The following is a 25,098-nucleotide window of genomic DNA, read 5'->3' on the forward strand; positions in this document are numbered from 1 at the left end:
GACTCAACTCCTGGAGGCTGATCCCATGTCCGAGGCCCTGAACCTGCCGGTGCTCCCCCTGGACGACACGGTCCTGCTGCCCGGCATGGTCGTGCCCATCCAGCTGACCGGATCCGGCAACGCCACCGAGGCCCGTGCCGCCGTCGAAGCCGCGCAAGCCGCGGGTGAACCCGCGCGCGTGGTGCTCGTGCCCCGGTTGGACGGCAAATACGCCCGGGTCGGCACGTTGGCGGTGGTCGAACAGGTGGGCAGGCTGCCCGGCGGTGAGCGGGCGGCCGTGGTGCGCGGCACCGGCCGGGTCCGCATCGGCGCGGGCACGACCGGCCCCGGCGCGGCCCTGTGGGTGCAGGTCGAGACCGCCGACGAGACGACTGACGCACGCACCCGCGACCTGGCCCGCGAGTACAAGGGCCTGGTCACCACGATCCTGCAGCAGCGGGGCGCGTGGCAGGTCGTCGACAGCGTGACCCAGGTGGACGACCCGGCCGCGCTGGCCGACCTCGCCGGGTACGCCGCGTACCTGTCCGACGAGCAGAAGGTCTGGCTGCTGGAGACGACCGATGTCACCGCGCGGCTGGAGAGGTTGCTGGAGTGGGGGCGCGAGCACCTCGCCGAGTTGGACGTCGCCGAGACGATCCGCAAGGACGTCAAGGAGGGGATGGAGCGCCAGCAGCGGGAGTTCCTGTTGCGCCAACAGCTCGCGGCCATCCGGAAGGAACTGGCCGAATTGGACGGTAAGCCTGCCTCCGAGGAGCAGGACTACCGGGCGCGTGTGTCCGAGTCAGAGCTACCGGAGAAGGTTCGCGAGGCAGCGCTGTCTGAAGTGGACAAGCTGGAGCGCACCTCGGAGCAGTCGCCGGAGGTGGGGTGGATCCGCACCTGGCTGGACACGGTCCTAGAGATGCCGTGGAACGAGCGCACCGATGACGCCTACGACATCGCGGGCGCACGAGCGGTGCTTGACGCTGACCACGCCGGGCTTGAAGACGTGAAGGATCGCGTTATCGAGTACCTCGCCGTGCGCAACCGTCGGGACGAGCGTGGGCTCGGTGTCGTCGGCGGGCGTCGTAGTGGCGCGGTGTTGGCGCTGACGGGCCCGCCCGGAGTGGGCAAGACGTCGCTGGGCGAGTCGGTCGCGCGGGCCATGGGGCGCAAGTTCGTCCGGGTCGCGCTGGGTGGCGTGCGGGACGAGGCGGAGATCCGCGGTCACCGGCGCACCTACGTCGGCGCGCTGCCCGGCCGGATCGTGCGCGCCATCAAGGAGGCGGGCTCGATGAACCCGGTCGTGCTGCTCGACGAGATCGACAAGGTCGGCTCCGACTACCGGGGCGACCCGACGGCGGCGCTGCTCGAGGTGCTCGACCCGGCGCAGAACCACACCTTCCGCGACCACTACCTGGAGGTGGAGCTCGACCTGTCGGACGTGGTCTTCCTGGCCACCGCCAACGTCGTCGAGGCCATCCCGGCGCCGCTGCTCGACCGGATGGAACTGGTCCAGCTCGACGGGTACACCGAGGACGAGAAGGTCGTCATCGCCAGGGACCACCTGCTGCCCCGGCAGCTGGACCGGGCCGGGCTGACCGCCGACGAAGTGGTCGTCACCGAGCCGTCCCTGCGGCTGCTGGCGGGGGAGTACACCCGCGAGGCCGGGGTGCGGCAGCTGGAGCGCGCTATCGCGCGGGTGCTGCGCAAGGTCGCCGCGAAGCTCGCGGTCGGCGATGTGCAGTTGCCGCTGACGGTCGACGTTCAGAACCTGCGCGGTTATCTCGGGCAGCCGAGGCACACGCCAGAGTCGGCTGAGCGGACTTCGGTGCCAGGTGTGTCTACCGGGCTCGCGGTCACCGGAGCCGGTGGCGACGTCTTGTTCGTAGAGGCTTCGCTGGCGGAGAAGGAGACCGGGGCCACCGGGGTGACGCTGACCGGGCAGTTGGGTGACGTCATGAAGGAGTCGGCCCAGATCGCGCTGTCGTTCCTGCGCTCGCACGGCCCCGCGTTGGGGCTGCCGGTCGCGGAACTGGCCGAGCGGGGTGTGCACGTCCACGTCCCGGCGGGCGCGGTGCCCAAGGACGGGCCGAGCGCGGGCATCACGATGACGACCGCGCTGGCGTCGCTGCTGTCGGGCCGCCCGGTGCGCTCGGACGTCGCGATGACCGGTGAGGTCTCGCTCACCGGCCGGGTGCTGCCGATCGGCGGGGTGAAGCAGAAGCTGCTCGCCGCCCACCGCGCGGGCATCACCACGGTTCTGTTGCCGCAGCGCAACGAACCGGACCTGGAGGACGTGCCGGAGTCGGTGCGCGAGGAGCTCACCATCCACCTCGTCAGCGACGTCCGCGACGCGCTCCGGTTGGCGCTAGAGCCGCAGGCGAGTCAACTGGCCGCGTGACACCAGGTGGGCCACTCCGTGACGGGGTGGCCCACCTGCGGCAGTTAGTGGTGTGCGGGCTGGAGGCGCGGCGCGCGCGTCCACTCACGGTCAGACCGGGTGCAGAGGGCGACACCGGTAAGGACTAGTACCGCCCACGGGACCGGGCCTTCGAAGAGGCTGGGGCCGTCGGGCGAGAAGCCGTTGATGGTTAGCCCTAAGAGACCTGCCGCGGCCGCGACGAAGCCCGCCGTCAGCACCTTGGGGGAGGGGACCGCCCGTCCCGCCCCGGTCTCGAAGCGGCCGAAGACCCGGACCAGGGCGGCGAGGACCAAGCCGACGCAGGTCACCCACATCGGTGCCACCGCGAACCACTCGACCGAACCGGGGTCCGGTGTGCGGTAGCCCATGCCGAGCACCATGACGCCCGCGACGACCACGAGCGCGGGCATGTGCCAGAGGTAGATCGTGGTGCAGCGCGCCCCGATCGCCCTGATGGCCGGGCCGTCGAGCCGGTTGAGCACCGGCCGGGCCAGCAGCAGCAACCCCAGCTGGCCGACCGCGAGCGGCAGCAGGACGGCGGCGGGCGGGCTCATGTTCGACATCGGCGCCCCGGGCATGCCGATCATGCTCTGCGCGTACGGTCCGAACGCGACCATCGCGGCGACCACGGCGAACCCGCCGACCGCCATGGCCACGTGCCCCCGCCGACCCAGCTCCAGCTTGCCGTCGGCGTAGCAGATCCCGAGCTGGTGCACCGCGACCCAGATGACCACGGCGTTGACGAACCCCGCCTCGGGCAGCCCGGCGAAGCGCACCACGTCGACCAGGACGGCCAGCGCGGCGAACGGGACCAGCACGCCGAGGCCGAACCGCTCGTGCGCCCTGGCCATCACCGGTGTCACCGCCACCACGACCAGGTACACCACCAGGAACCACAGCAGCTGCGCGCTGATGCCGCCCGCGACGTCCACCGGTTGCGGCGCGACCCCCGCGCCCAGCAGCAGTTCCGGCAGCACCACCCACACCCCGGCCAGCGGCAGCACCGGCACCACCAGCCTGCGCAGCCGCCCGGCCAGCCACGCCCTGGTGTGCCCGGCCGCCCGGAACGAGTGCAGGTTCGCCGCGCCACCGGCGAAGAACACGACCGGCATCACCTGCGAGAGCCAGGTCAACAACCACCAGCCCGGAGTGGTCAGCGCGTTCCCTGTTTCCACCGTCGAGCCATCGCTGGCCAACACCGGCATCAGCCAGTGCTGACCGACGACCAGCAGTACCGCCGCCACTCGGATCACGTCCAAGAACGGGTCCCGCGCTGCTCTCACCACTGCTGCCCCCCTCGCACCTGGCTCGTTGCCGGGTTCGAGCATGTCGGGCCGGACGCGTGTGAGCAGCCAGGCCAGCCGGTGTCCGGCCGGGGGTGGCCGCACCAGCGGCGGGGGTGGGGACAGCCCTACCCCGGGTGTGAATTCACAAGGGTTTTCCTTATTCAGGCACGGATATGCGGGTATCACGTCGGGTTAGCGGGTGCGCTATGGACTGAACAGTGGAATTCATTCCCGTGCGCTGGCGCCAATGGGTGTGATTGTGGTTGTTTCTCACGACCGGCATGCCGAGCCGTTCGCGAACATCGTCCCCTGATCCCTGCATCGCTTTTATTGGAGTCATCCCATGAGACAAGTTCGCGCGAGCCTGCGCAGACGCGCGCTCGCCGCGGGGGTGGTCGCCGCCACCGCAACCGCGCTGGTGGTGGGCATCGGAACCGCCGAAGCCGCTGAGGGTGTCGTCCTCGGAGCCGACCGAGCCGACGCCATCCCCGGCAGCTACCTGGTGACGTTCAAGGACACCGCCGCCATCACGTCCAATGTGGACCGTGCGGTCGCCGACGTGGCGGCCCGCTACGGCGCGACGGCGCGGACCACGTGGCGCAACGCGCTGCGCGGTTTCGCCGCATCGATGTCGCCCGCCCAGGCGCGCAAGCTGGCCGCCGACCCGGCGGTCGCGATGGTCGAGCAGGACGCGGTCGTGCGCGCCACCGGGACCCAGCCCAACCCGCCGTCGTGGGGCCTGGACCGGATCGACCAGCGCAACCTGCCGCTCGACCAGAACTACAACTACGACTCCACCGGCGCGGGCGTCACCGCGTACATCATCGATACCGGTATCCGCACCTCGCACCGCACGTTCGGCACCAGGGCCACCTGGGGCACGAACACCGTCGACACCAACAACACCGACTGCCACGGCCACGGCACGCACGTGGCGGGCACCGTCGGCGGCACCGAGTACGGGGTCGCCAAGGACGTCAAGCTGGTCGCGGTGAAGGTGCTCAACTGCGCCGGGTCCGGCTCCAACACCGGTGTCGTCAGCGGCGTCGACTGGGTGACCCGCACCGCCACCAAGCCCGCCGTGGCCAACATGAGCCTCGGCGGCGGCGCCTCGAGCACGACCGACACGGCCGTGCGCAACTCGATCGCCGCGGGCATCACCTACGCCCTGGCCTCCGGCAACGACAACACCAACGCGTGCAACTCCTCCCCGGCACGCGTGACCGAGGGGTTGACCGTCAACGCCTCCGCCGAATCCGACGCGCGCGCGTCGTTCTCGAACTACGGCACCTGCACCGACCTGTTCGCGCCGGGGCAGAACATCACCTCGTCGTGGAAGGACAGCGACACCGCGACCAACCGGATCAGCGGCACGTCGATGGCGACGCCGCACGTGGCCGGTGCCGTCGCGCGCTACCTGCAGGGCCACCCGACCGACACGCCGCCGCAGGTCGCCACCGCGCTCCTCGCCCAGGCCACCTCGGGCAAGGTGACCAACCCGGGTACCGGGTCGCCGAACAAGCTGCTGTTCACCGGTGAGGGCGCGGGCACGCCCACCACCGTCACCCAGCCGGGCAACCAGTCGGGCACCGTCGGCACCCCCGCCAGCCTCACGCTGTCGGCCACCGGCGGCACCGCTCCGTACACCTGGACCGCCTCCGGCCTCCCGGCCGGGTTGTCGGTCTCCACCGGTGGGGTGATCTCCGGAACCCCCACCACGGCGGGCAACTACAACGTCACCGTCACCGCGACCCCCGCGGCGGGCACCCCGGGCAGCGCCTCGTTCACCTGGACGATCACCGCCCCGCCCGCGGGTGACGCGGAGGTCACCGACCCGGGTGACCAGACCGGTCGCGTGGGCACCCCGGTGAACCTGACCCTCCGGGCGACCGGCGCCACCGCCCCGTACACCTGGTCGGCCGTCGGTCTCCCGACCGGGCTGTCGATCTCCACCGGTGGCGTCGTCTCCGGCACCCCCACCGCCGCGGACATCTACGGCGTCACCGTCACCGCGACGCCCGCCTCGGGCAACCCGGGCAGCGTCAAGTTCAACTGGACGATCACCGATGCCCCCGGTGGCGACATCACCATCGGCGACCCCGGCCCGCAGTCGGGCAAGGTCGGGGTGAAGGCGGGCCTGAAGCTGGTCGCCAGCGGTGGCACGGCCCCGTACTCGTGGTCGGTCACTGGCCTGCCGGACGGTCTTACCTCCGACCACGGCGGTAGCGACACCCTGGTTGTTCGCGGTACGCCGAGCAAGGCAGGCACGTTCCGCGTGACCGCCACCGCCACCGGCACCACCGGCGGCAGCGGCTCGGTCAGCTTCGACTGGACCATCAGCGATGGCGGCGCCGTTGTCACCATCACCGACCCCGGCGCGCAATCGGCGAAGGTCGGTCAGCGGGTGAACGTGGCGCTATCGGCTTCCGGTGGTACTGCGCCGTACCGCTGGTCCGCGCGTGGTCTGCCCGGTGGGGTCTCCATCGACGGTAGTGGTCTCATCACCGGTACTCCTACCGCTGAGGGCACGTACTCGTCGGTGGTCTTCGCCGCCGCCACTGACGGCCAGGGCACTGTCGTCATCGACTGGACCGTCGGCCCGGCCAGCAGCTGCAGCTCCAACCCGCAGCTGGTGACCAACCCGGACTTCGAGAACGGCACCACCGGCTGGACCCAGACCGCGGGCGTCATCGGCACCCACGGCGGTCAGGGCATCCCGTCGCACAGCGGCACCTACAGCGCGTGGCTCGGCGGGCGGGGCACCACCGCCACCGAGAACTTCGGGCAGTCCCTCACCATCCCGACGGGCTGCACGTCGTACACGCTGTCCTTCTGGGTCTACATCAACACCTCCGAGACGACCCAGACGCTGCAGTACGACAAGATGTCGGTCCGGTTCGGCACCACCACGCTGAAGTCGTACTCCAACCTCGACGCCGGTGACTACCAGCAGGTCACCGTCGACGTGAGCGCCTACGCGGGCCAGACTGCCAGCCTCCAGTTCGTCTCCACCGAAGACGCCTCACTGCAAACGTCGTTCGTCCTCGACGACATCACTCTCGCAGTGAGTTGATGAACCGCTCGTGGGGCGGCCCCCGTGGTCGCCCCACGAGCGAATAGCCACGCCACGGCCCCCGGTGCGTCCCACCGGGGGCCGTGCGCGTTAGTCCTGTCCGACCGAGCGACTCAGGCGGGCGGTCAGGTTCTGGATGTGGACGCGGAGTTCCTCGGGTTCGTGTACCTCGAATTCGAAACCGAATGCCGCCACCCAGACCGCGAGTTGGTCGAGGCTGTCGGACCCGATGTGCAACGTGCAGGTCCGGTCGTCGATCGGTTCCACTAGACCGATTGTTGGTGGTACCTCGTCGGCAACCTCGATAGCCGGACCGTGGATCGTCAGCCTTGCCTGGTGCCGGTAGCGGGTGGTGGTCGTAGTGCGCACGAAGTACCGGCCCATGTCTTCCTCCGGTAGGTCACGTGGGGGGAACCTGGGTCCAGTAGGCGTACGTGGCGCGAGTCGATCTACCCGGAACGTCCGCCAGTCACCTCTACCTGTGTCCCACGCGAAGAGGTACCAACGGCGACCGCTGTGCACCAACCGGTACGGCTCGACATCGCGTTGGCCACCCTGGTAGTCGAACCGCAGGCGGTGGTGGTCCCGCACCGCGGCGGCGATCGTGGCCAGGGTCGCGGTATCCACTGTGGAACCCGGGGTCGGCGTGGTGACCATCGCGGCCGCGATCGTGTTCACCTGGTGCCGCAGCCGCGCGGGCAGGACGTGGTCCAGTTTGGCCAGCGCCCGGGCGGATATCTCCTCGATGCCGGTCACCGCCGCCGCCGTCCGCACGCCGACCGCCACCGCGACCGCCTCGTCGTCGTCGAGCAACAGCGGTGGCAGCCGGACGCCGACACCCAGTCGGTACCCGCCGCCGACCCCACCGACGGCGTTGACCGGGTAACCCAGGTCCCGCAGCCGTTCGACATCGCGCCGCACCGTGCGCGGGCTCACCGCGAGCCGCCGCGCCAACTCCGGGCCGGTCCAGTCCAGGCGCGCCTGCAACAGCCCCAGCAGGGACAACAGTCGCGGTTCGGCCATGGCTCGAGTCTCGCAGCAATCGCGGCCAGGACCTGTCCACGATCGGACCTACGGTCGCCGCCATGACGATCCTCGTGTCCGGTGCCACCGGAAATGTCGGCCGCCCCCTGGTGTCGCAACTCCTCGCCGCGGGCCACCACGTCCGCGCCATCACCCGCGACCCGGCCAGGGCCGCCCTCCCAGCCGGTGTCGAGCTGTTCCAGGCCAGCCTCGCCGACACGGCAGCCCTGACCAGCGCGTTCACCGGCGTAACCGCCGCCCACCTGATCAGCTTCGGCGACGACTACGCCCCACTGACCAACGGCCCCGACATCGTCGACCTGGCCCGCGCGGCAGGCGTCCGCAAGCTGACCGTCCTCAAGGGAGACCTCGAGAAGACCGAACTCGACAACGCGGTAGCGGCAAGCGGCCTCGACTACACCTACCTGTCCCCGGTCGAGTTCATGTCCAACACCCTGGAATGGGCCGAGCAAGCCGTCTCCACCGCCGCGTCCGCGACGCCTTTCCAACCATGCCGAGCGCCCTAGTCCACGACGCCGACATCGCCTCGGTAGCCGCAACCGTACTGACATCGGACGGCCACTCCGGCAAGGACTACTGGCTCACCGGCCCGGAAGCACTAACCGCACCAGAGAGGGTCGCCATCCTCGCTGAAGCCCTAGGCCGCGACCTCCACTTCGTCGAACTCAGCCAGGCCGAGATCGTCGCCAAGTGGCAGAACGAGGGCTACAGCGCCTCCGACATCGAGTTCTTCATCGCCATGCGCACCACCCCACCCCCAGCAGGACACACACCGCTCCCGACCGTAGAGGAGGTAACTGGCACCCCTGCCCGCACCTCCACCCAGTGGGCCCGCGAAAACACCCACGCCTTCTAAGCGGGCTCGACCTTATCCGGCTACCGGGAGGGCTGAGTCTCCTTGGCGGCTACCGCTTGGGTTCGATCTCTTCGGGCTTCGGGGCATCTATCTCCACCGACTGGCCCCAGTCGCTGTAGCTGGTGCGGAAGGTTTTGCCTGCGGCCTCGTCCAAGTGGGCCTCGAAGCGCAAGAGCCGACCGCCGGGTCCTACCCAGGCGTCCACCGGGAAGCTGGACTGGGGGAGCCGGAGCAGCACGGTCTCGCTGAGTCCGAAGGCCGAGGTCAGCTTGTCGGTGCTGATCCGCACGCGGTACCGGGTGGCGTCCTGGTCGGGTTTGGCCTCGACCAGGACGCCCGCGCCCAGGTCCGCCGCGACCCGCCGGGGGTCGAGCGAGCCGAACCCGCCGGTCACGCCCGCGATGGCCTGGTCGGACTTGTCCTTCGAGTCCGGACCGATCTCTTGCCACTGCTTGCCGCTGGGCGTCGCCTGCGGCCGCGACAGGTAGAGGTGTTCGCCGAGCGTGAGGACCTTCCAGGTCTCTTGCCCGTTCGGCACCACCATCTCTAGAGCCGTATCTGGCTGATCCATCCGAACGGAGCCCTTGCTGACGATCGACTCGTAGCCCGGCTTACCGGGAACGGTCATGTGAACGGTCCGCTCCTTCGCCGCTAGAGCGTCGATCGCCGCCCCTAGCGCCTTGGCGTCGCCGAACTCGGGGACGACCGAGGGCGGCTCCTCACTAGAGCACCCAGCGAGAACAACCAGACTCGCCACGACAGCGGTAACGGCACCGCGCACAACAACCACCCCCAGGATCGCGGGCAGCGTACCCCCGGGTCAGCCCCGGTCAAGGAAGGTCAGGACCGCGCGAACCCGGCGGTGCTCCTCCGAGGAGGGCTCCAGGCCGAGCTTGGAGAAGATGTTGCCGACGTGCTTCTCCACCGCGCCGTCGGACACGGTGAGCGACCGGGCGATGGCGATGTTGGACAGGCCCTGCGCCATCAAGCCGAGGACCTCGCGCTCGCGCGGGGTGAGCAGGTCGATCGGGTTGCGTCGTCCCCTGGCCATGAGCTGCGCGATCACCTCCTGGTCGATGCAGGTCCCGCCCCCGGCGACGCGCTGCACGGCGTCGACGAAGTCCGCCACGTCGGCCACCCGCTCCTTGAGCAGGTACCCGACCCCGCCCGCGCCCCCGGCCAGCAGCTCCACCGCGTAGCGCTCCTCGACGTACTGCGAGAGCACCAGCACGGGCAGCCCCGGGATCTCCTCGCGGGCCCGCACCGCCGCCCGCAGCCCCTCGTCGGTGAACGTCGGCGGCATCCGCACGTCGACGATCGCCAGGTCGGGGCGGTGTTCGCTGACCGCGCGCAGCAGCCCGTCACCGTCGTCGACCGCCGCGACGGTCTCGATGCCCTCGTCGGCGAGCAGCCTGGTCACGCCGACCCGCAGCAGCACCGAGTCCTCGGCGATCACCACGCGCACGGGAGGTCAGCCCTGATCACTGTCGGCCCACCGATGGGGCTCACCACGGTCATCACGCCGTCAATCGTCGCAGCGCGGTCCGCGAGCCCGGCGAGGCCACCCCCCGGGCGCAGCACGGCGCCCCCGTCGCCGTCGTCGGTGATCTCCACGACGACCTGGTCGCCGCTGGCCCGCTCCGTCCGCCACAGCTTCACGGTGACGAGGCTGGCGTTGGCGTACTTGGCGATGTTGGTCAGCGACTCGCCCACGATGAAGTACGCGGTGCTCTCCACGGCGGCGGGCGGGCGTGGCTCCACGGTCACGGTGACCTCGACCGGCACCGGGCACTTCGCCGCGAGCGACGACAGCGCCGCGTCGAGCCCCCGGTCGCCGAGCACCGCCGGGTAGATGCCCCTGGCCAGGTCGCGCAGCTCGGCCACGGCCAGCTTCGCGTCGGCGTGCGCCTCGTCGATCAGCGCCTTGGCCAGCTCCGGGTCCGCGTCCAGCTTGCCCTTGGCCCGGCCGAGCCCCATCGCGACCGCCACCAGCCGCTGCTGCGCGCCGTCGTGCAGGTCGCGCTCGATGCGCCTGCGCTCGGCCTCCGCCGCGTCGACCCCGCGGGCCCGTGACGCCTGCAGCTGCTCCGCCCGCGCCGTCAGATCCTGGGTGCGGTCGGGGCCGAGCATCGAGATGGTCAGCTGGGAGTGCAGCCAGGCGTAGCGGGGGGCGAGGAACAGCGCCAACGGGAACAACGGGACGCACGCGATCCCCAGCGCGAACCCGAACACCGACAGCGGGAACTCCAGCATCAGGTAGGTGATGTCGCGCCACGTCCGCCGGTCGGTCAGCAGGGCCTGCCACTGTCGCAGCATCCCGTCGCCGTTGGCGGTCATCACCGGACGGGTCGGCAGGTCGGCGCCGAGCAGCGTGCGCGCCCAGGCCCGGTGCGCGTTGCCGAACGCCCGCGCCAGCAGCGCCGCCGCGACCAGGATCGCCACCCCGACCCAGATCACCACGGTGCCGATGCCGACGCAGATGAGGGTGACCGTGACCACGAAGGTGAAGAGGCTCAGTGGGAACGCGCCGATCAGGTACGCGATCGCGCGCGCGGGGTGCGGATACCTGCGTGACTCCATCGTTAGACCCCACTCGGGACGGGCTCGGCACCGTAAGACCCGACTCGTGACCGAGCGGGACCCAGCAGTGCCCTGGCGTAGTAGGCGTGCGCCTTACCCAGACCCTTGGTGACCGGCAGCGTCAACGCCAACAGCAGCAGCCCCAGCGCCGCGAACGGCAGCGCCTCTACGAACGAGTCCACCACGACCCACGGGTGGTCCCAGTCTCCGATCCGCCAGCTCTCCGTGGGCAGGTATCGGTAGTAGATGGGCAGGAACAACAACCCGAGCGTGAGCGACCACGCCGTGACCATCACCGTGAACTCGAACACCCCGATGGGCAGCAGCAACACGAAGTAGCTCACGTCCCGCCACGTCGCGACGTCCCGCACCCGCGCCTTCCACCGCCCCCGCTCCGGCAGCGGCACGTACGGGCTGGCGATGTAGATGTCGAGCATCGCGTACACCCGCGCCCGCTCGACCCGGGCCCCCACCCGCGCCCCCACGACCGCCAGCGCCAGCACCGGCAGCCCCACCCAGACCACCGCCGTGCCCAGGCCCACGCTGAACAGCGTCACCACCGCCACGAACCCCGCGATCCCCAGGGGCAGGTTCATCACCATGTACCCCAGCGCCCCCAGCACCGACGGGTTCGGTCGGGTCCCGTCGCTCTCGATGGTGGTCATCGCGTCTGCCTCCTCAAGCCGTTGACCACCAGCATCGCGGTCGAACCGGCCCCCCTCCATGGGGAACGCTACCGACCTGGGGGTGGGGTTAGCCCTACCTCCGGTATCCGGGATGAAACGCCGGGCCGCGGGCGTTAGACTGACCGGAAGGTTGTCCCAACCCACACGGGGGTGAACGGTTTCGACTCTGGACGTCGAGTCAGGGGAAGCGTGCAGGTGCAGGCGAGATGACCACCTCAAGCGTCGCTCGCAAACCAATAAGCGCCAAGACTAACAGTCGCGCTGACTTCGCCCTCGCTGCCTAAGCGAGTGCGAGTCTGTCGGCCCGGGGGTGCCTCCGCCCCGGATCCCGGCATCAGCTAGGAGGCTCACCGCCAGTCCCGGTCACGGGGCCTGAACGGGAATCCCACAGTGACTGGGCCCGTCACACCGGCTAGTTCGCGTGACCGGTGGGGCCAAGCAGAGACATAGCGAACTGCGCACGGAGAAGTCCTGGTGAAACGACAGAGGACCCGGGTTCGATTCCCGGCACCTCCACGGCCTCGGCCGACCCATGTTCGCGGAAAACGCGAACCGGGTCGGCCGTTGTTGTTTCTGGGGGCCGAGCCCCCAGACCCCACGGTGCGGACAGGACTGGAGCCCTGAGCGCGAGCCTCTCTCGTTCCGCCCCTCCTCGGGGCCCAAGCCCTCAAGTCCCAGCCAGCGGACTCCGGACCCCCTTTGCGGTGGTTGAGTGGGGTGGACGGATTGCTGAAGAGAGGCGACATCCAGATGAGCGCGGACGGGGACTCGCGGGTCTTGCCCTATGAGCACGATCCAGAAGCCGATGCCAGTTACATCTACCTGAGTCCCGGCAGTGGTCCCATCGTGCGCCAGGTCGCCATGGAGAACGCGCCGGGGCGGTTCGACCTGATCCTCGACCTCACCGAGGACGGCAAAGTCGTCGGCATCGAAATCATCGGCTCGAGCGCTTTCTTCGTCGACGCCCGCACCCCGGGAAGGCCTGCGACAACCGGGGACTGATCAGCCCCGGCGGATCGCTAAGATCCACATGAAACCTGGGGGTGGGCGTGATGCGCGGTATTGCTGCCGTGGTTGTGGTGTGCGTGGTGGGCCTGGTCGGGTGTACGAAGCGGGCGGACACCGCGCCGGTGCCGGTGACCACGGCGCCGTTCGTGGCTGAGTTCGCTGATGCCGGGGCGTTGGGGCGGGCCGTGGAGCAGACGGCCAGGCGGGGGACGGCGGTCCAGGCTGATCTCATCGGGGACCAGGGGGAGCGGCGGATGACCGGTGCCGCTTCGATCGAGTTGGACCGGTTGGACCCGACCGTTCGGTTCACCCTCGACACCGAGCACGGTGATCTGACGGTGCTGGCCCTGGGTGGCATGGTCTACGCCACGCAGCCGGGGGAGACGGATCCCTCGAAGCTCTGGCTGGAGATCGACCAGGACAACCGGGACAACCCGTTGATCCAGTTCGTGGTGGCGTACTCGTCGCTGGACCCGCAGCGGGTCGGTGCCGCGATCGCCGCCGCGGGGACGACCGTGGTCGCCGAGCGGGACCACATCGCGGGCCGCGAGTTGACCAGGTACACCGTCCAGGTGGCCAAGGCCAAGCTGGACGGCGACGCGTTCTGGTTCCCGGCGATGGCGTTCAAGGACGTCCGGGGCGAGACCTTCACGACCGAGGTCTGGGTGGAGCCCGGTGGGCGCATCGCCAGGTACCAGAGCAGGCTGGAGCTGACCAAGGGCGCTGACTTCGTGGTCAAAGTGGACTACCACCACTGGGGCGACCTGGTCAACATCGAGGCGCCCAGCCCGGGGCAGGTCGAGCGGAAGTAGCGTCAGCCCCTGATCGTCTCCGTGAGCAGCAGGTTGGACGAGCGTGCCGCCGTGGTCAGGCGCTTGCCCGGCCAGCTCAGCACCGCTAGAGCGGAGGTTTTGAACTCTGGTCGGGTACCGGTAAGAGTCTCGACGACGTCCTCTAGGTCCGGGTTGTGCCCGATCAGCAGGACGGTCCGCGCGTCCTCTGGCACTGACCGCAGCACGGTCAGTATCGACTCGGCGCCCTCCCCGTAGAGCTGCTCGTCGAAGGTCGTGGGCGGGACGGCGGTTAACTCGGCCGCCGCCAGCTCCCAGGTCTGCCTGGTGCGGGTCGCGGGCGAGACCAGGGCGAGGTCGATCTCCTCGACGTTGTCGGCCAACCACCTGCCGACCGCGGGGGCGTCACGCCTACCTCGGTCGTTGAGCGGGCGACGGTAGTCCGGCACGCCCTCCGGCCAAGCCGACTTCGCGTGTCGCAGCACCACCAACCGGCGCATGGGCTCCTCCTCATCAGTGGAACCCCCATCGAACCAGCTTTACTTTCGTCAGTGTCGACAACGCACCCCTGGCTTGTAGCGTCGGTCGGGTGGAGCGGACGCGGACACTCGCCGTTGATGTCGCGATCGGGGTCACCCTGTGCGCGTTGTTCGGCCTAGAGGTCCTGTTGAACCTGCCGGTCACCAAGCTCACATGGGACGTGTTCGGCCTGTTCGGCCTGCTGGTGTGCGCGGTCGTCGTGTCCAGGCGGCTCCCCCTGGTGTCGTTCATGTTGGCCAGCGCCGGGTTGGCCTACCTCGTGCTCTTGGGCATCGGCACTGTCAGCTTCACCATGGCCGCGATGTTGACGAGCTACCTACTCGGTCGCCGGATGGCGGGGCCTCGACCGGCGGTCTATGCGTTCGCGGCTCTAGCGGCAGTCGGGCTCGGTTACGCCGTCGTACTCGGCTTCGTCCGTGGCCGGTTGGACACGCAGATGATGCAGTGGCTGTGGATGGTGTTCGGCCTGGTCCTGTTCGCGGTCTTCCCCTGGTTCGCGGGCCGGTTCGTGCGGCAACGAGCCGAGCTCCTGCGAGCCGGGTGGCAGCGCGCCGAGCAGCTGGAACGGGAGCAGCGGATCATCGCCGAACGGGAGCGGCTACGCGAACGGGCTCGTATCGCGCAGGACATGCACGACTCGCTTGGCCACGAACTGGCTCTTATCGCACTCCGCGCCGGTGGTCTCGAGGTCGATAGAGGCCTCGATGACCGCCACCGGCAGGCAGCGGGTGAGTTGCGTATGACCGCCGGGCAGGCCTCGGAGACGCTGCGCACGATCATCGGCCTGCTAGGGGAGCCCGGGACGCTAGCGCCGCTGCGACCCACCAGTGACTCGGTAGCGGACCTGGTCGAGAGGGCTAGAGCGTCCGGCATGGCTGTCGACCTGGGCGGCGATCTTGACGTAACTGGGGTCGTAGGGCTGGCCGTGCGTCGGGTGGTGCAAGAGGGGCTGACCAACGCTGCCAAGTACGCGCCGGGGGCCGCCGTGGCGGTAAGCGTTGAGCGGGGCGAGAGCGTCACGTCGGTGTCCGTGGTCAACGGGCAGCCCGTTAGGTCTGTCGCCGCCGATGGCGGGACTCAGCGAGGACTCATCGGATTGCGAGAGCGCACGTTGCTGATGGGTGGCACGTTCGCGGCCGGACCTGAGGACGGCGGGTTCGCCGTGCGGGTAAGGCTGCCGCATGATGCTGTCACCGTGGTCGAGCCGATAGAGACCACCGAGAGCGTCCGTGAGCAGGTAAGGCGTACCGCGCGGCGTGGGTTGATCGTCGCGGTAGGCGCACCCGCCGCTATCGCGTTCGGTCTCGTGGCGGTGATGTTCGGCTACTACGCCTACTCGGTGACGCACTCGGTACTACCGCGCGCGGAGTTCGACCAGTTCTGGATAGGGCAGCCCAAGGACGACGTGGAGGCAGCGCTACCGGAGATGGAGATGCTGGACGCGCCTACCTTGCCGAACCCACCTGGAGCGGGATGCCGGTACTACCTTGCTGAGCCCGCCATGTTCGACTTCCACGCGCCGGTGCTGCGGGTGTGCTTCGACGCCGACCGGTTGGTCGCCAAGGACGTCGTCAGGGGGAGCCAGCAGTGATCCGCGTCTTACTCGCTGACGATGAGGCCATGGTCCGTGCTGGGGTTCGCGCGATCCTGGCCGCTGACAACGGCATCGACGTCGTCGCGGAGGCTGGAGACGGCCGAACGGCGGTAGAGCTAACGCTTGCGCATAGGCCTGACGTCGCACTGCTCGACATTCGCATGCCAGGCATGGACGGTCTTGCTGCCGCCGCCGAGATCCGACGCGTCGCGCCCGATACCGCCGTCGTCATGCTCACCACCTTTTCCGAGGACTCTTACATCGCTCGGGCACTGGGAGACGGTGCAAGCGGGTTCCTGCTCAAGTCTGGTGACCCGCGAGAGCTGATCGCGGGCGTACACGCTGTCGCGGAGGGGGCGGCCTACCTGTCGCCCAAGGTGGCTTCGCGGGTCATCGCTGAGCTGTCGTCAGGGCCAGCAGGGCGTATGGGCGCGCGGATAGAGGCGCGGGAGCGCGTCGCGGCACTCTCCGCGCGCGAGCGTGAGGTGCTCGCCTTGGTGGGTGCCGGGATGGCGAACGCGGCGATCGCGCGGCGCCTGCACCTGGTCGAGGGCACCGTGAAGGCGTACGTCAGCGCGATCCTGACCCGCCTTGACGTCCGCAACCGGGTGCAGGCGGCGATCATCGCGTACGAGGCCGGTCTCGTCGGGCCGACACCCGCTTGATCACGAACCAGCCGATGGCCAGCACGAACAGGCCGAGCACGACCTTCTCGAACACCGAGGCGTAGTTCTCGATGAGGTGCCAGTTCTGCCCGAGCAGGTAGCCCGCCAGCACGAACGCGGAGTTCCAGATGAGGCTGCCCGCGGTCGTAAGAAGCGTGAACTTGACCAACGGCATGCGGTTAAGCCCTGCGGGGATGGAGATAAGACTGCGGAAGACGGGCAGCATCCTCCCCAGGAACACCGCCTTGCCGCCGTGCTTCTCGAACCAGTGTTCCGTTCTCTCCACATCGGACACGTCTAGCAGCGGGATCTTCTCCACTAGAGCCCGCAGCCGCTCCCGGCCTAACTTCGCGCCGAGCCAGTACAGGGCGAGCGCCCCTAGGACCGAACCCAGCGTGGTGAAGAAGATCGCACTGAACAAGGTGATGCCACCGCGACTGGCAGCGAAACCGGCCAGCGGTAGGAATATCTCGCTCGGTAGCGGCGGGAACAAGTTCTCGGCGGCGACTAAGAGACCAGCGCCCGGGCCGCCGAGGGTGTCCATGACGTCCAACGCCCACCCGGTCAACCCGCCCTCGGGTCCGGTGCTCACGTGTCCTGCCTCCTTCCGCGCCTGCCTGGTGGCGTACCCGTTTTGTCGGGTTGTGGAACCCCTCGCACGCTGTCGATCACAGCGCCCCCTTCGTCGGTTGCCGGGAACGCTAGGTCCCGGCGCACCCCGGGCGCAGTGGCTGAACGTCCACCCCGAACCACTGACTTAGGTCAGGGCGAATCACCTGTCCGAGTGAGGCGGATCATGGTTTGCGCTGCCACAATGGCTGTGTGGGGCCATTTCCGGCTCTCGCGGCTGGGTGGTGCTTGGGCGCGAGCGGTGCTGGGGCGCGGGAGTGGGGATGGCGGTCACACCGGGGATGGGGCGCGTGGTCAGTTCTGTTGGTCGGACCGTGTTGGGAGGAGGCGGTATTCACGCAAGACGAGGGCGATGGTGATGATGTCCAGGGCCGCGAAGAAGGGGAGGACTATCGAGCCGGTGTGGAAGGACCGGATGATCTCGTAGACGACGAAGGCCGCCAGAACCACGGCGGCGACGGGGTAGGCGGGGCGGATCTGCCGGTGCAGCGCCGCCACCAGACCGAGTTTCACGATGCCGTGCAGGAGCAGGAACACCACCGCGAAGACGCGGGTCCGGGGGCTCTCGAAGTCCTGGATCGCGCCAGCGAGGTGGTGGGCGAGGGTCCCGTTGTGGTTGCCCACCAGATCCCTGGTCAGCACGTCGTTCGCCAGCCCGGTCAACACCGTCGTCGGAACGATGGCGAGCGCCAACCCACCCAACACCTGCGCGCCGCCATCTATGGCCTTCACGGCCATGGCCGCTCGGAACAATCCATGCACAACCACAGCATGAGCCCGCGACCGCCCGCTGTCCTGGCGAAGGTCACCAGGCCGATGGTCTGCAGGTGACCCTCAAGGACCTGGCACGTCCAGGCAGGCCCTGACCACGTCGAAGTACACCCGGATCGCGGCCCAGCCACACGGCCCGACTAGGTCACCGCCCGAGCAAGTCGAGGCGGCGGAGCTGGATGCCCTTGGCGCACCAAGGGCACGGTGACGTGGAGAGCAGGGCCACATGGGCTGCGACAGTCCGGCGAGTGGGGTCTGGTTGGCGTTTCCTGTGCCGGGACGTGTGGAGGGCTAGCGGCGGTTGATGGTGTGGCGGGTGGGGGGTGCGGTCATCGGGTCCTCCGGCCAGCGGTGTTTGGGGTAGCGGCCGCGGAGTTCGGAGCGGACCTGGTGGTAGCTACCCGCCCAGAACGAGGTCAGGTCGGCGGTCACCGCGACGGGGCGACCGGCGGGGGAGAGCAGGTGCAGCACCACGGGGACCTTGCCGTCGACCACCGTGGGGCTCGTCGTCCAGCCGAACACCTCCTGGACCTTCACCGGTAGCGCGGGGGTCTCGCCCGAGTAGTCGAGCTTGATCATCGAGCCGGACGGGACCTCCACCCGTTCGGGGACCAGGTCCGCCAGGCGACCGGCCTGCGGCCAGGGCAGCAGGCCGCGCAGGGCCGCCGTCATGTCGATCCGGCCCAGGTCGGCGCGGTTCCTGGCGGTGCCGATCCACTGCTGGGCCGTGGCCACGAGGTCGTCGTCGGTCACCGCGGGCCAGGGTGGGCCGAGGACGCGGTGCACCAGCGCCAACCGGTCCCGCAGGGTCGACGCCGATGGGGAGAAGCGCACCAGGTCGAGGCCCTCGCGTCGCAGACCCTCCAGGATCGCCTCCCGGACCGCGGACGTGGGTGGGTTCCGCAGTGGCCGCTCCCGCAGCACGATCGCGCCCAGCCTGCGCACCGAGCGGGCGACCACGTCGCCGTCGGCCCAGGTCACCTCGTCGCCCTCGACCAGCAGCGGTGCCGCCGCGCTGACCGCCAGGGCCTCGTCCGCGCGCGCCGCCAGCCGGATCCGGCCGTGCGGGTCGCCGGGGCGCCGCTCGGCGACCGCCACCGCGAGCCACTCCGGGGCGCCGAGGCCACCGGGGGCCTCCACCGCGGTGCCGTTGACCATCAGGTACACCGTCGACCCGGGGGAGCGGCGCCTGGCCAGGCGTTCCGGGTGCGCGAGGGCCACCACGAGCGCCGGGTCGACCCGCGACCGGGCGGGCCCCGGCACCAGCGCGGTCAGGCGCTCGACCTCGCGCCGCCACCGCCCCGGGTTGGCGCGCAGTGCCCGCAGCGCGGCCTCCAGGTCGACGTCGGTGGCCAGCGTGTCGTCGTCGAGGACGGCCACGACCTCGGCGGTGGCCTTCGCGCCCAGCTCAGCTGCGCCGTCGAGCAGGGCGCGGGCCAGCCGGGGGTGCAGGCCGAGCCGGGCCATCGCGCGGCCCCGGTCGGTCACCCCGCCGTCGACCAGCGCGCCCAGTGCGGTCAGCGTCTCCCGCCCAGCCGCGAGCGGACCGGCCGGAGGTGCGTCCCACCAGCGCAAACCTGATCCATCCGGTGTTCCCCAGCACGCGAGCTCCAGCGCCAGCCTGGTGAGATCGGCCGTGCGGATCTCGGGCTCCGGGTACCTCGGCAACGTCGCGTGCTCGTTCTCCGGCCAACACCGGTAGACCCACCCTGGTGCTTCACGCCCAGCGCGTCCCGCGCGCTGCTCCGCTACCGCCGCAGATACCCGTACCGTCGTCAGTCCGGCCATTCCGCGCCGGTGGTCGACGCGCGGTACCCGAGACTGCCCGGCGTCTACGACGATTCGCACGCCCGGCACCGTCAGGCTTGACTCAGCTACCGCCGTCGATAGCACTACCCGTCGACGTTGACCCTGTCGGAGCGCGGCGTCCTGGTCAGCACTAGCGAGTCTGCCGTGCAGGGGGAGCACGTCAGCGTCAACGCCGCGCAGTGCGTCAGCGACCCGTCGGATCTCGGCAGCGCCAGGGAGGAAAACCAGCACGTCACCTTCGCGGTCGGTTAGAGCACTGTGGACGGTCCGCGACACGCACTGCTCTAGGCGTTCACCGCGCATAGGCGGGTTGTAGAAGACATCAACCGGGTAGGTCCGCGCCTCCACCCGCACGACCGGGGCATCGCCGAGCAGCGCCGCGAGCGTGTCGGAGGCGACCGTGGCACTGGTAGCGAGCAACCGCAGGTCGGGTCGGAGGCCGTCCCGAGCGTCCAACAGCAGCGCCAGCAGCAGGTCGGCGTCCAGGTGGCGCTCGTGGCACTCGTCGAGCAGGACCGTGTCCACACCGGACAGCTCCGGGTCGTTCTGCAAGCGGCGCACCAACAAGCCGGAGGTGACCACCTCGATCCTGGTGTCCCGCGAGACCTTGCGGTCACCACGCACCGAGTAGCCCACCGTGCGCCCGACAGGCTCACCGAGCAGGGACGCCATCCGCGACGCGGCAGCCCTAGCGGCGAGTCTGCGCGGCTCGGCCACGACAACCTTGCCGGTTTCCGCTAGCGCCAACGGCACGAGCGTGGTCTTGCCGGTACCCGGGGGCGCTACCAACACCGCCACGCCGTGGTCGGTCACCGTTCGGGTGATCTCGGCCAACGCGGCGCGGACCGGCAGGTCGGGTAGTTCTCTCGGGAGCACCACATCAGCTTCTCAGGTTGCGCTCAGCGTGCCCGAGTAACCTCGTGACCGTGACGAAAGGGACGGTGCTCGACGTCATCGGCACCCTGTTCCGGCTGGGGTTGGCCGGTGTGTGGCTGGTGTCCGGCTGGCTCAAGGTGAGCGACCCGAACCAGACCTTCATCGCCGTGCAGGCCTACGACGTGCTGCCCGGTGGCCTGGTCAGCGTGGTCGCCGCCGCGATGCCGTTCCTGGAACTCGCGCTCGGCGTGCTGCTGCTCGTCGGCCTCGGCACCCGGCTGACCGGGGTGCTGTCGGTGCTCGTGCTGCTGGCGTTCATCGCCGCGGTGGCGCAGTCCTGGGCCAGGGGGCTCAGCATCGACTGCGGCTGCTTCGGCGGCGGTGGCGCGGTGGCCGAGGGCGACACGCGGTACCCGGAGGAGATCGCCAGGGACATCGGGTTCCTGGTCATGGCGGTGTGGCTGGTCGTGCGGCCGCGCACCCGGCTTGCGCTCGACGGCCGCTTCGCGCGGCCCGCGGCGGAGCCGGTGGATTAACGGAGAGGCGTACAGGTGGGCGGAGCGGAACGCAGCGCGCGCAAGCGGCGGCAGAACCAGACCGGCGGGTCGCCGAAGGGCGCCACGTCGGTCAAGAGCGCGCCCGCCGGGCGCAAGGCGAGCCCGGTCGCGGCCGCCAGGCAGAGCGGCGGCAGCCGGAACGCGATCGTCATCGGCGTGGTCGTCGTGGTCATCATCGCCGCGGCCGTCATCGGCGGGGTGATCTACACCAACAGCAAGAAGGACGCCACCGCCGACGCCACCATCGCGCCCAAGACGGTGAGCCTGTCCGTCCCGGTAACCAGGGACGGCGCCGTCGTGGTGGTCGGCAAGACCGACGCCAAGGCCACCATCGACGTCTACGAGGACTTCCTCTGCCCGGCCTGCCGCTCCTTCGAGGACACCTACGCCGCGCAGATCGAGACCAAGCTCGCCGACGGCTCCCTCAAGGTCCGCTTCCACATGCTCAACATGCTCAACGACCGCTCGGACCCGGCGGGTTACTCGACTGACTCGGCGAACGCCGCGCTGCTCGCCGCCGACGAGGGCAAGTTCCTCGCCTTCCACAAGAGCCTCTTCGCCAACCAGCCGGAAGAGGGCGCCCGCGGCTGGACGAAGGACCAGCTCATCACCCTGGGCACCTCCCTCGGCCTGACCTCCCAGTCCTTCACCGACGGCGTCCGCACCGGCAAGTACGACCAGCAGATCACCGACGCCTTCAACCAGGTCCGCGCCACCGACTACCTGCAGCAGGACTACAACGGCCAGAAGGCGTTCGGCACCCCGACCCTCGCGGCCAACAACAAGATCATCGACACCAGCGACGCCAACTGGCTGAACAACCTCACCAAGTAGGTCGGCAGGGCTTCGGCATCGTCGTCGAAGAGACCCAGCGGCGGGCCGGGCCTTGGCTGGAAGCGGGGCTGGTGGTGACTAGTTCCAGGTCAGGCCGGGGATGGGGCTGTCGCCGTCGGTCCAGCGGGTGAGGCGTTTGGCCTTGCCGGTGTCGGTGCGGGGGAGGGTGCCGGGGGCGAGCACGTGGACGTCGCAGGTGAGGCCGAGGCGCTCGCGGAGGGTGGCGGTGAGGGCGGTGGTCACCGGGGCGGGGTCGATGTCCGATCGGGACTCCACCGCGACCCGCAGCTCGGGGCGGGCGGGGACGCGCCGGTCCTCGACCACCAGGTAGTGCGGGCTGAGCCGGGCGTCGGCCAGCAGCACCGCCTCGATCTCGGTGGGGAACACGTTGACCCCCCGGATGACCAGCATGTCGTCGGTGCGCCCGAGCAGCTTCGACATCCGGTACGGGCTGTCCGGCGTCGGCGGCGTCAGGGTGGCCACGTCGCCGGTGCGGTAGCGCAGCAGCGGCATGCCCGTCTTCGTCAGCGTCGTGAACACCAGCTCACCCGGGGTCCCGTCCGGCACCGGCTCCCCCTCGGCGTCGACGCACTCCGGGTGGAAGTGGTCATCGGCGATGTTGAGCAGCCCCCCGGAGTCGAGCGCCTCGCACGCCACACCCGGCCCGATGACCTCGGACAACCCGTAGATGTCCAGCGCGCGGATGCCCAGCAGCCCCTCGATCTGCACCCGCATCTCCTCGGTCCACGGCTCCGCCCCGAACAACCCCACCCGCAGGCTGTTCGGCGCCCCGCCCAGCGCCTCACCCAGGTGGATGGCGTAGGACGGTGTGCAGGTCAGCACGTCCGGCCGCAGGTCCTGGATCAGCCGCACCTGCCGCTCGGTCATCCCGCCCGACAGCGGCACCACCGTCGCCCCCAGCCGCACCGCGCCGTGGTGGATGCCCAGCCCGCCGGTGAACAGCCCGTACCCGTACGCGTTGTGCACCACGCTGCGGCTGGTCACCCCGGCCCCGGCCAGCGCCCGCGCCACGACCTCCGCCCAGATCTCCAGGTCCCCCGCGGTGTAGGGCACCAACGTCGGCCGCCCACCGGTCCCCGACGACCCGTGCACGCACACAACGTCATCAGCGTCCACCGCCCGCAACCCGTACGGGTAGTGGTCCCACAGGTCCCGCTTGCTGATCGTGGGCAACCGCCGCAGACTCCCCAGGTCGACGTCACCCCCATCGGTCACCCCGCAGTCCCGCAGCCGCTGCCCCTGCACACCCCCAGCGGCCAACAACCGGTCCACCAACCTACGCAACCGGTCGAGCCGCAGCCCGACCCCCAACACCTCACCAGCGGTCATCCCCCCGGTCTAACACCCCAACACCCCCGGCGGAAGCCCCAACCCACCCCCCGATTTCACCCCCACCCACCCGGTGTTGTAACGTATGCGCAGCACGCCGGGGAGTTAACCGGTGCTGCTGGTTCGGGGCTGTAGCGCAGTTGGTAGCGCATCACACTGGCAGTGTGAGGGTCAGGGGTTCGAATCCCCTCAGCTCCACCAGGCAAAAGGCCGCTTTCCCATCGTGGAAAGCGGCCTTTTGACGACAGTTCTGACGACAACCGCCTCAGCCGGTCTCATCGTCGTTAAAGAACCCGCTCAGCGTCTCCACCGCGTCCCGCTGCACAGCGTCGATCACCTCGATGTAGATGCTCGTCGTGACCGCCACCGAGCTGTGCCGCAAGATCCTCCGCACCGTAGCCGCGTCCACCCCCATCGTGAACAGCAGCGTTGCGCACGAGTGCCGCAGGTCGTGCACCCGGACCTGACGCACCTCCGCCCGCTGGCACAGAGTCGCGAACATCCTGTTCACGTTGCGCGGCTCGATCGGCCCACCCAACGCCGTCGTGAACACCAGGCCGGTGTCCTTCCAATCCTTGCCAGCAGCGAAGCGCTCCTCAAGCTGCTGCTTCCGATGCGCCCGCAGGATCACCACCAACGGCTTGGGCAGCGGGATGGTCGCGTACGACGCGTCCGTCTTGACGTCTTCGAGCTTGAGCTGCCCATTCACCCGGTACAAAGCGAACCGGACGGTCACCTCCCCAGCCTCAAGGTCGACATCGTCCCAGTGCAGGCCCAACGCCTCACCACGCCGCAGACCGATCGCCAGAGCCACAGCCCACAACGCGTAGAGCCGATGCAGTCTCGCCTGCGCCAGGAGCAGCTTCGCTTCCAGCTCGGTGAACGCCCGAACCTTGCGACCACCAGTCGTCTTCAGTTTCACCAAGCGCGCAACATTGCGCGGCAACAACTCCTCATCAACGGCATCCTGAAGCGCCGCCCGCAACACCCGCAAGAGATGCTGAATCGACGGCCCTGACAGGAAATCCTCACAACACACTGAAGGCTTCTTGGCGCAGCACCGAGCAGCAAGACGAGGATTCGAGGCCCGCTTGACGTCCTTCTCCTGGGCGCAGCATTGGCAGATCTTGCCAATGCGACTCAACCACGCACGAACCTGCGGTGCCGCGAGCGCCTTGAGCTTGTGCTTCCCGATGCCAGGAATGATGTGCAGCCGGATAGCCCCTTCATAGGTGACATATGTCGTCTCGCGGATAGCAGGCTTGGCGACTTCCCTCAGCCAGTACGTCATGTAGTCAGCGACCGTGGTAGTCGTCGTGGCCACCGGCAGCCCCCGCACCACCCGGTCCTGAAGCTTGATCACCTGGGCGTGGCAAGCGTCCCAGGTGTCGGCGTACACGCTGACACGCTTCCAGTTGCCGTCCGGTGTCGGGACGAACACCTTGCCTTCGTACCGCCCGTCCTTCCGCGCGTAGATCGTCCCTTCGCCGTTGACGTTCCGCTTCGCAGCCCGACGACCTTCGCCCTTGCTGGTCATCACGCCGCCTCGCTGATCAAGTTGGACAGGTAGTCGTCAAAGGACTCTCGAATAACGCGCCTACTGCGCCCAATCTGTACCGACCGCACGTGGCCATCCCAGATCAGCCGATACACGGTCCACCTGCTCACCATCATCAAATCCGCCGCCTGTTGGACTGTGATCAGGCGCGCGTTGCTCGTCTCGCTCATCGGTTCCCCCGGGTGG

23 protein-coding genes, 1 tRNA gene and 1 other RNA gene are annotated in these 25,098 nt (G+C 69.4%); 12 read left to right on the forward strand and 13 right to left on the reverse strand.

Features of this window, described 5'->3' with window-relative positions:
- Positions 1-25: 25 nt before the first annotated feature.
- On the forward strand, positions 26-2,383 hold the full coding sequence (gene lon / locus LV79_RS23795; RefSeq protein ID WP_253840474.1) for an endopeptidase La: 2,358 nt from the start codon (positions 26-28) through the stop codon (positions 2,381-2,383).
- Between the two features lie 44 nt (positions 2,384-2,427).
- Here the strand turns inward: lon and LV79_RS23800 are convergent, their stop codons facing one another.
- The gene (locus LV79_RS23800; RefSeq protein WP_253840475.1) at positions 2,428-3,687 is read right to left on the reverse strand and encodes an acyltransferase family protein; all 1,260 of its coding nucleotides are present in this window, start codon (positions 3,685-3,687) and stop codon (positions 2,428-2,430) included.
- Between the two features lie 346 nt (positions 3,688-4,033).
- Between LV79_RS23800 and LV79_RS23805 the strand changes: the two genes are divergently transcribed.
- Positions 4,034-6,763, forward strand: coding sequence for a putative Ig domain-containing protein (locus LV79_RS23805; protein ID WP_253840476.1), 2,730 nt, complete (start codon positions 4,034-4,036; stop codon positions 6,761-6,763).
- A 90-nt stretch (positions 6,764-6,853) separates the two neighbouring features.
- On the opposite strand, the gene LV79_RS23810 is transcribed toward LV79_RS23805, so the two are convergent.
- Positions 6,854-7,786, reverse strand: a complete 933-nt coding sequence (locus tag LV79_RS23810) for a helix-turn-helix transcriptional regulator (RefSeq protein WP_253840477.1) — start codon at positions 7,784-7,786, stop codon at positions 6,854-6,856.
- A gap of 62 nt (positions 7,787-7,848) precedes the next feature.
- On the opposite strand from LV79_RS23810, the gene LV79_RS23815 reads away from it, so the two are divergent.
- The gene (locus LV79_RS23815; protein WP_253840478.1) at positions 7,849-8,313 is read left to right on the forward strand and encodes an SDR family oxidoreductase; all 465 of its coding nucleotides are present in this window, start codon (positions 7,849-7,851) and stop codon (positions 8,311-8,313) included.
- Positions 8,298-8,663, forward strand: coding sequence for a Rossmann-fold NAD(P)-binding domain-containing protein (locus LV79_RS23820; RefSeq protein ID WP_253840479.1), 366 nt, complete (start codon positions 8,298-8,300; stop codon positions 8,661-8,663). The genes LV79_RS23815 and LV79_RS23820 overlap by 16 nt, the downstream gene beginning before the upstream one ends.
- A 49-nt stretch (positions 8,664-8,712) precedes the next feature.
- Here LV79_RS23820 and LV79_RS23825 read toward each other — a convergent pair whose 3' ends face one another.
- Genes LV79_RS23825 through LV79_RS23840 form a run of 4 tightly spaced genes read right to left on the reverse strand, consistent with a single transcriptional unit; the run spans position 8,713 to position 11,908 of the window.
- Entirely contained in the window at positions 8,713-9,444 is a 732-nt protein-coding gene (locus LV79_RS23825) for a LolA-like protein (RefSeq protein WP_253840480.1), read from the reverse strand.
- 39 nt (positions 9,445-9,483) lie between these two features.
- Entirely contained in the window at positions 9,484-10,128 is a 645-nt protein-coding gene (locus LV79_RS23830; RefSeq protein WP_253840481.1) for a response regulator transcription factor, read from the reverse strand.
- Positions 10,116-11,243, reverse strand: a complete 1,128-nt coding sequence (locus tag LV79_RS23835; protein WP_253840482.1) for a sensor histidine kinase — start codon at positions 11,241-11,243, stop codon at positions 10,116-10,118. The genes LV79_RS23830 and LV79_RS23835 overlap by 13 nt, the downstream gene beginning before the upstream one ends.
- 2 nt (positions 11,244-11,245) lie before the next feature.
- A complete protein-coding gene (locus LV79_RS23840; RefSeq protein ID WP_253840483.1) occupies positions 11,246-11,908 on the reverse strand; it encodes a sensor domain-containing protein in 663 nt (220 codons plus the stop codon).
- A 167-nt stretch (positions 11,909-12,075) separates the two neighbouring features.
- On the opposite strand from LV79_RS23840, the gene ssrA reads away from it, so the two are divergent.
- The 3 genes from ssrA (at position 12,076) to LV79_RS23855 (ending at position 13,749) form a co-directional block, all read left to right on the forward strand.
- Positions 12,076-12,448, forward strand: a transfer-messenger RNA (tmRNA) gene (ssrA, locus tag LV79_RS23845).
- A gap of 198 nt (positions 12,449-12,646) precedes the next feature.
- A complete protein-coding gene (locus LV79_RS23850) occupies positions 12,647-12,931 on the forward strand; it encodes a DUF2283 domain-containing protein (protein WP_253840484.1) in 285 nt (94 codons plus the stop codon).
- 50 nt (positions 12,932-12,981) lie between these two features.
- Positions 12,982-13,749 carry a hypothetical protein gene (locus LV79_RS23855; RefSeq protein ID WP_253840485.1) on the forward strand — a complete coding sequence of 256 codons (768 nt, stop codon included), beginning with the start codon at positions 12,982-12,984 and terminating at the stop codon, positions 13,747-13,749.
- Between the two features lie 2 nt (positions 13,750-13,751).
- On the opposite strand, the gene LV79_RS23860 is transcribed toward LV79_RS23855, so the two are convergent.
- Entirely contained in the window at positions 13,752-14,228 is a 477-nt protein-coding gene (locus tag LV79_RS23860; protein WP_253840486.1) for a SixA phosphatase family protein, read from the reverse strand.
- Positions 14,229-14,317: 89 nt separating this feature from the next.
- Here LV79_RS23860 and LV79_RS23865 point away from each other — a divergent pair, with 89 nt between their 5' ends.
- The gene (locus LV79_RS23865; RefSeq protein ID WP_253840487.1) at positions 14,318-15,859 is read left to right on the forward strand and encodes a sensor histidine kinase; all 1,542 of its coding nucleotides are present in this window, start codon (positions 14,318-14,320) and stop codon (positions 15,857-15,859) included.
- The gene (locus LV79_RS23870) at positions 15,856-16,527 is read left to right on the forward strand and encodes a response regulator (RefSeq protein WP_253840488.1); all 672 of its coding nucleotides are present in this window, start codon (positions 15,856-15,858) and stop codon (positions 16,525-16,527) included. The genes LV79_RS23865 and LV79_RS23870 overlap by 4 nt, the downstream gene beginning before the upstream one ends.
- On the opposite strand, the gene LV79_RS23875 is transcribed toward LV79_RS23870, so the two are convergent.
- The 3 genes from LV79_RS23875 to hrpB all read right to left on the reverse strand — a co-directional run bounded on the left by LV79_RS23875 (position 16,484) and on the right by hrpB (position 20,613).
- Positions 16,484-17,119, reverse strand: a complete 636-nt coding sequence (locus tag LV79_RS23875) for a DedA family protein (protein WP_253840489.1) — start codon at positions 17,117-17,119, stop codon at positions 16,484-16,486. The two genes, LV79_RS23870 and LV79_RS23875, sit on opposite strands and share 44 nt — an antisense overlap.
- A gap of 332 nt (positions 17,120-17,451) precedes the next feature.
- Positions 17,452-17,919 carry a DUF2127 domain-containing protein gene (locus LV79_RS23880; protein ID WP_372495433.1) on the reverse strand — a complete coding sequence of 156 codons (468 nt, stop codon included), beginning with the start codon at positions 17,917-17,919 and terminating at the stop codon, positions 17,452-17,454.
- 300 nt (positions 17,920-18,219) lie between these two features.
- Positions 18,220-20,613: an ATP-dependent helicase HrpB gene (gene hrpB, locus LV79_RS23885; protein ID WP_253840490.1), complete on the reverse strand. Its 2,394-nt coding sequence runs from the start codon at positions 20,611-20,613 to the stop codon at positions 18,220-18,222.
- Positions 20,614-20,690: 77 nt separating this feature from the next.
- On the opposite strand from hrpB, the gene LV79_RS23890 reads away from it, so the two are divergent.
- Together LV79_RS23890 and LV79_RS23895 are read left to right on the forward strand one after the other, a co-directional pair.
- The gene (locus LV79_RS23890) at positions 20,691-21,149 is read left to right on the forward strand and encodes a MauE/DoxX family redox-associated membrane protein (RefSeq protein ID WP_253841175.1); all 459 of its coding nucleotides are present in this window, start codon (positions 20,691-20,693) and stop codon (positions 21,147-21,149) included.
- A gap of 15 nt (positions 21,150-21,164) precedes the next feature.
- Positions 21,165-22,004 carry a DsbA family protein gene (locus LV79_RS23895; protein WP_253840491.1) on the forward strand — a complete coding sequence of 280 codons (840 nt, stop codon included), beginning with the start codon at positions 21,165-21,167 and terminating at the stop codon, positions 22,002-22,004.
- A gap of 78 nt (positions 22,005-22,082) precedes the next feature.
- Here LV79_RS23895 and LV79_RS23900 read toward each other — a convergent pair whose 3' ends face one another.
- A complete protein-coding gene (locus LV79_RS23900; protein WP_253840492.1) occupies positions 22,083-23,354 on the reverse strand; it encodes a phenylacetate--CoA ligase family protein in 1,272 nt (423 codons plus the stop codon).
- Positions 23,355-23,479: 125 nt separating this feature from the next.
- Between LV79_RS23900 and LV79_RS23905 the strand changes: the two genes are divergently transcribed.
- Positions 23,480-23,555: transfer RNA gene (locus LV79_RS23905), tRNA-Ala, on the forward strand.
- Positions 23,556-23,619: 64 nt separating this feature from the next.
- On the opposite strand, the gene LV79_RS23910 is transcribed toward LV79_RS23905, so the two are convergent.
- Entirely contained in the window at positions 23,620-24,891 is a 1,272-nt protein-coding gene (locus LV79_RS23910) for a tyrosine-type recombinase/integrase (protein ID WP_253840493.1), read from the reverse strand.
- Positions 24,891-25,082 (reverse strand): excisionase family DNA-binding protein, encoded by a 192-nt coding sequence (locus tag LV79_RS34840; protein ID WP_372495435.1) that lies wholly within the window; start codon positions 25,080-25,082, stop codon positions 24,891-24,893. Before LV79_RS34840 ends, LV79_RS23910 begins: the two co-directional genes overlap by 1 nt.
- Positions 25,083-25,098 lie beyond the last annotated feature (16 nt).

Origin of the sequence: Actinokineospora globicatena, assembly GCF_024171945.1 — a bacterium.
GTDB classification, from domain to species: domain Bacteria; phylum Actinomycetota; class Actinomycetes; order Mycobacteriales; family Pseudonocardiaceae; genus Actinokineospora; species Actinokineospora globicatena.

Coding starts and splice junctions, on each gene's coding strand:
- LV79_RS23900 (WP_253840492.1), bottom strand. CDS start 23,354: ATGACCGCTGGTGAGGTGTTGGGGGTCGGGCTGCGGCTCGACCGGTTG.
- lon (WP_253840474.1), top strand. CDS start 26: ATGTCCGAGGCCCTGAACCTGCCGGTGCTCCCCCTGGACGACACGGTC.
- LV79_RS23815 (WP_253840478.1), top strand. CDS start 7,849: ATGACGATCCTCGTGTCCGGTGCCACCGGAAATGTCGGCCGCCCCCTG.
- LV79_RS23860 (WP_253840486.1), bottom strand. CDS start 14,228: ATGCGCCGGTTGGTGGTGCTGCGACACGCGAAGTCGGCTTGGCCGGAG.
- LV79_RS34840 (WP_372495435.1), bottom strand. CDS start 25,082: ATGAGCGAGACGAGCAACGCGCGCCTGATCACAGTCCAACAGGCGGCG.
- LV79_RS23820 (WP_253840479.1), top strand. CDS start 8,298: ATGCCGAGCGCCCTAGTCCACGACGCCGACATCGCCTCGGTAGCCGCA.
- LV79_RS23810 (WP_253840477.1), bottom strand. CDS start 7,786: ATGGCCGAACCGCGACTGTTGTCCCTGCTGGGGCTGTTGCAGGCGCGC.
- LV79_RS23855 (WP_253840485.1), top strand. CDS start 12,982: ATGCGCGGTATTGCTGCCGTGGTTGTGGTGTGCGTGGTGGGCCTGGTC.
- LV79_RS23840 (WP_253840483.1), bottom strand. CDS start 11,908: ATGACCACCATCGAGAGCGACGGGACCCGACCGAACCCGTCGGTGCTG.
- LV79_RS23910 (WP_253840493.1), bottom strand. CDS start 24,891: ATGACCAGCAAGGGCGAAGGTCGTCGGGCTGCGAAGCGGAACGTCAAC.
- LV79_RS23805 (WP_253840476.1), top strand. CDS start 4,034: ATGAGACAAGTTCGCGCGAGCCTGCGCAGACGCGCGCTCGCCGCGGGG.
- LV79_RS23835 (WP_253840482.1), bottom strand. CDS start 11,243: ATGGAGTCACGCAGGTATCCGCACCCCGCGCGCGCGATCGCGTACCTG.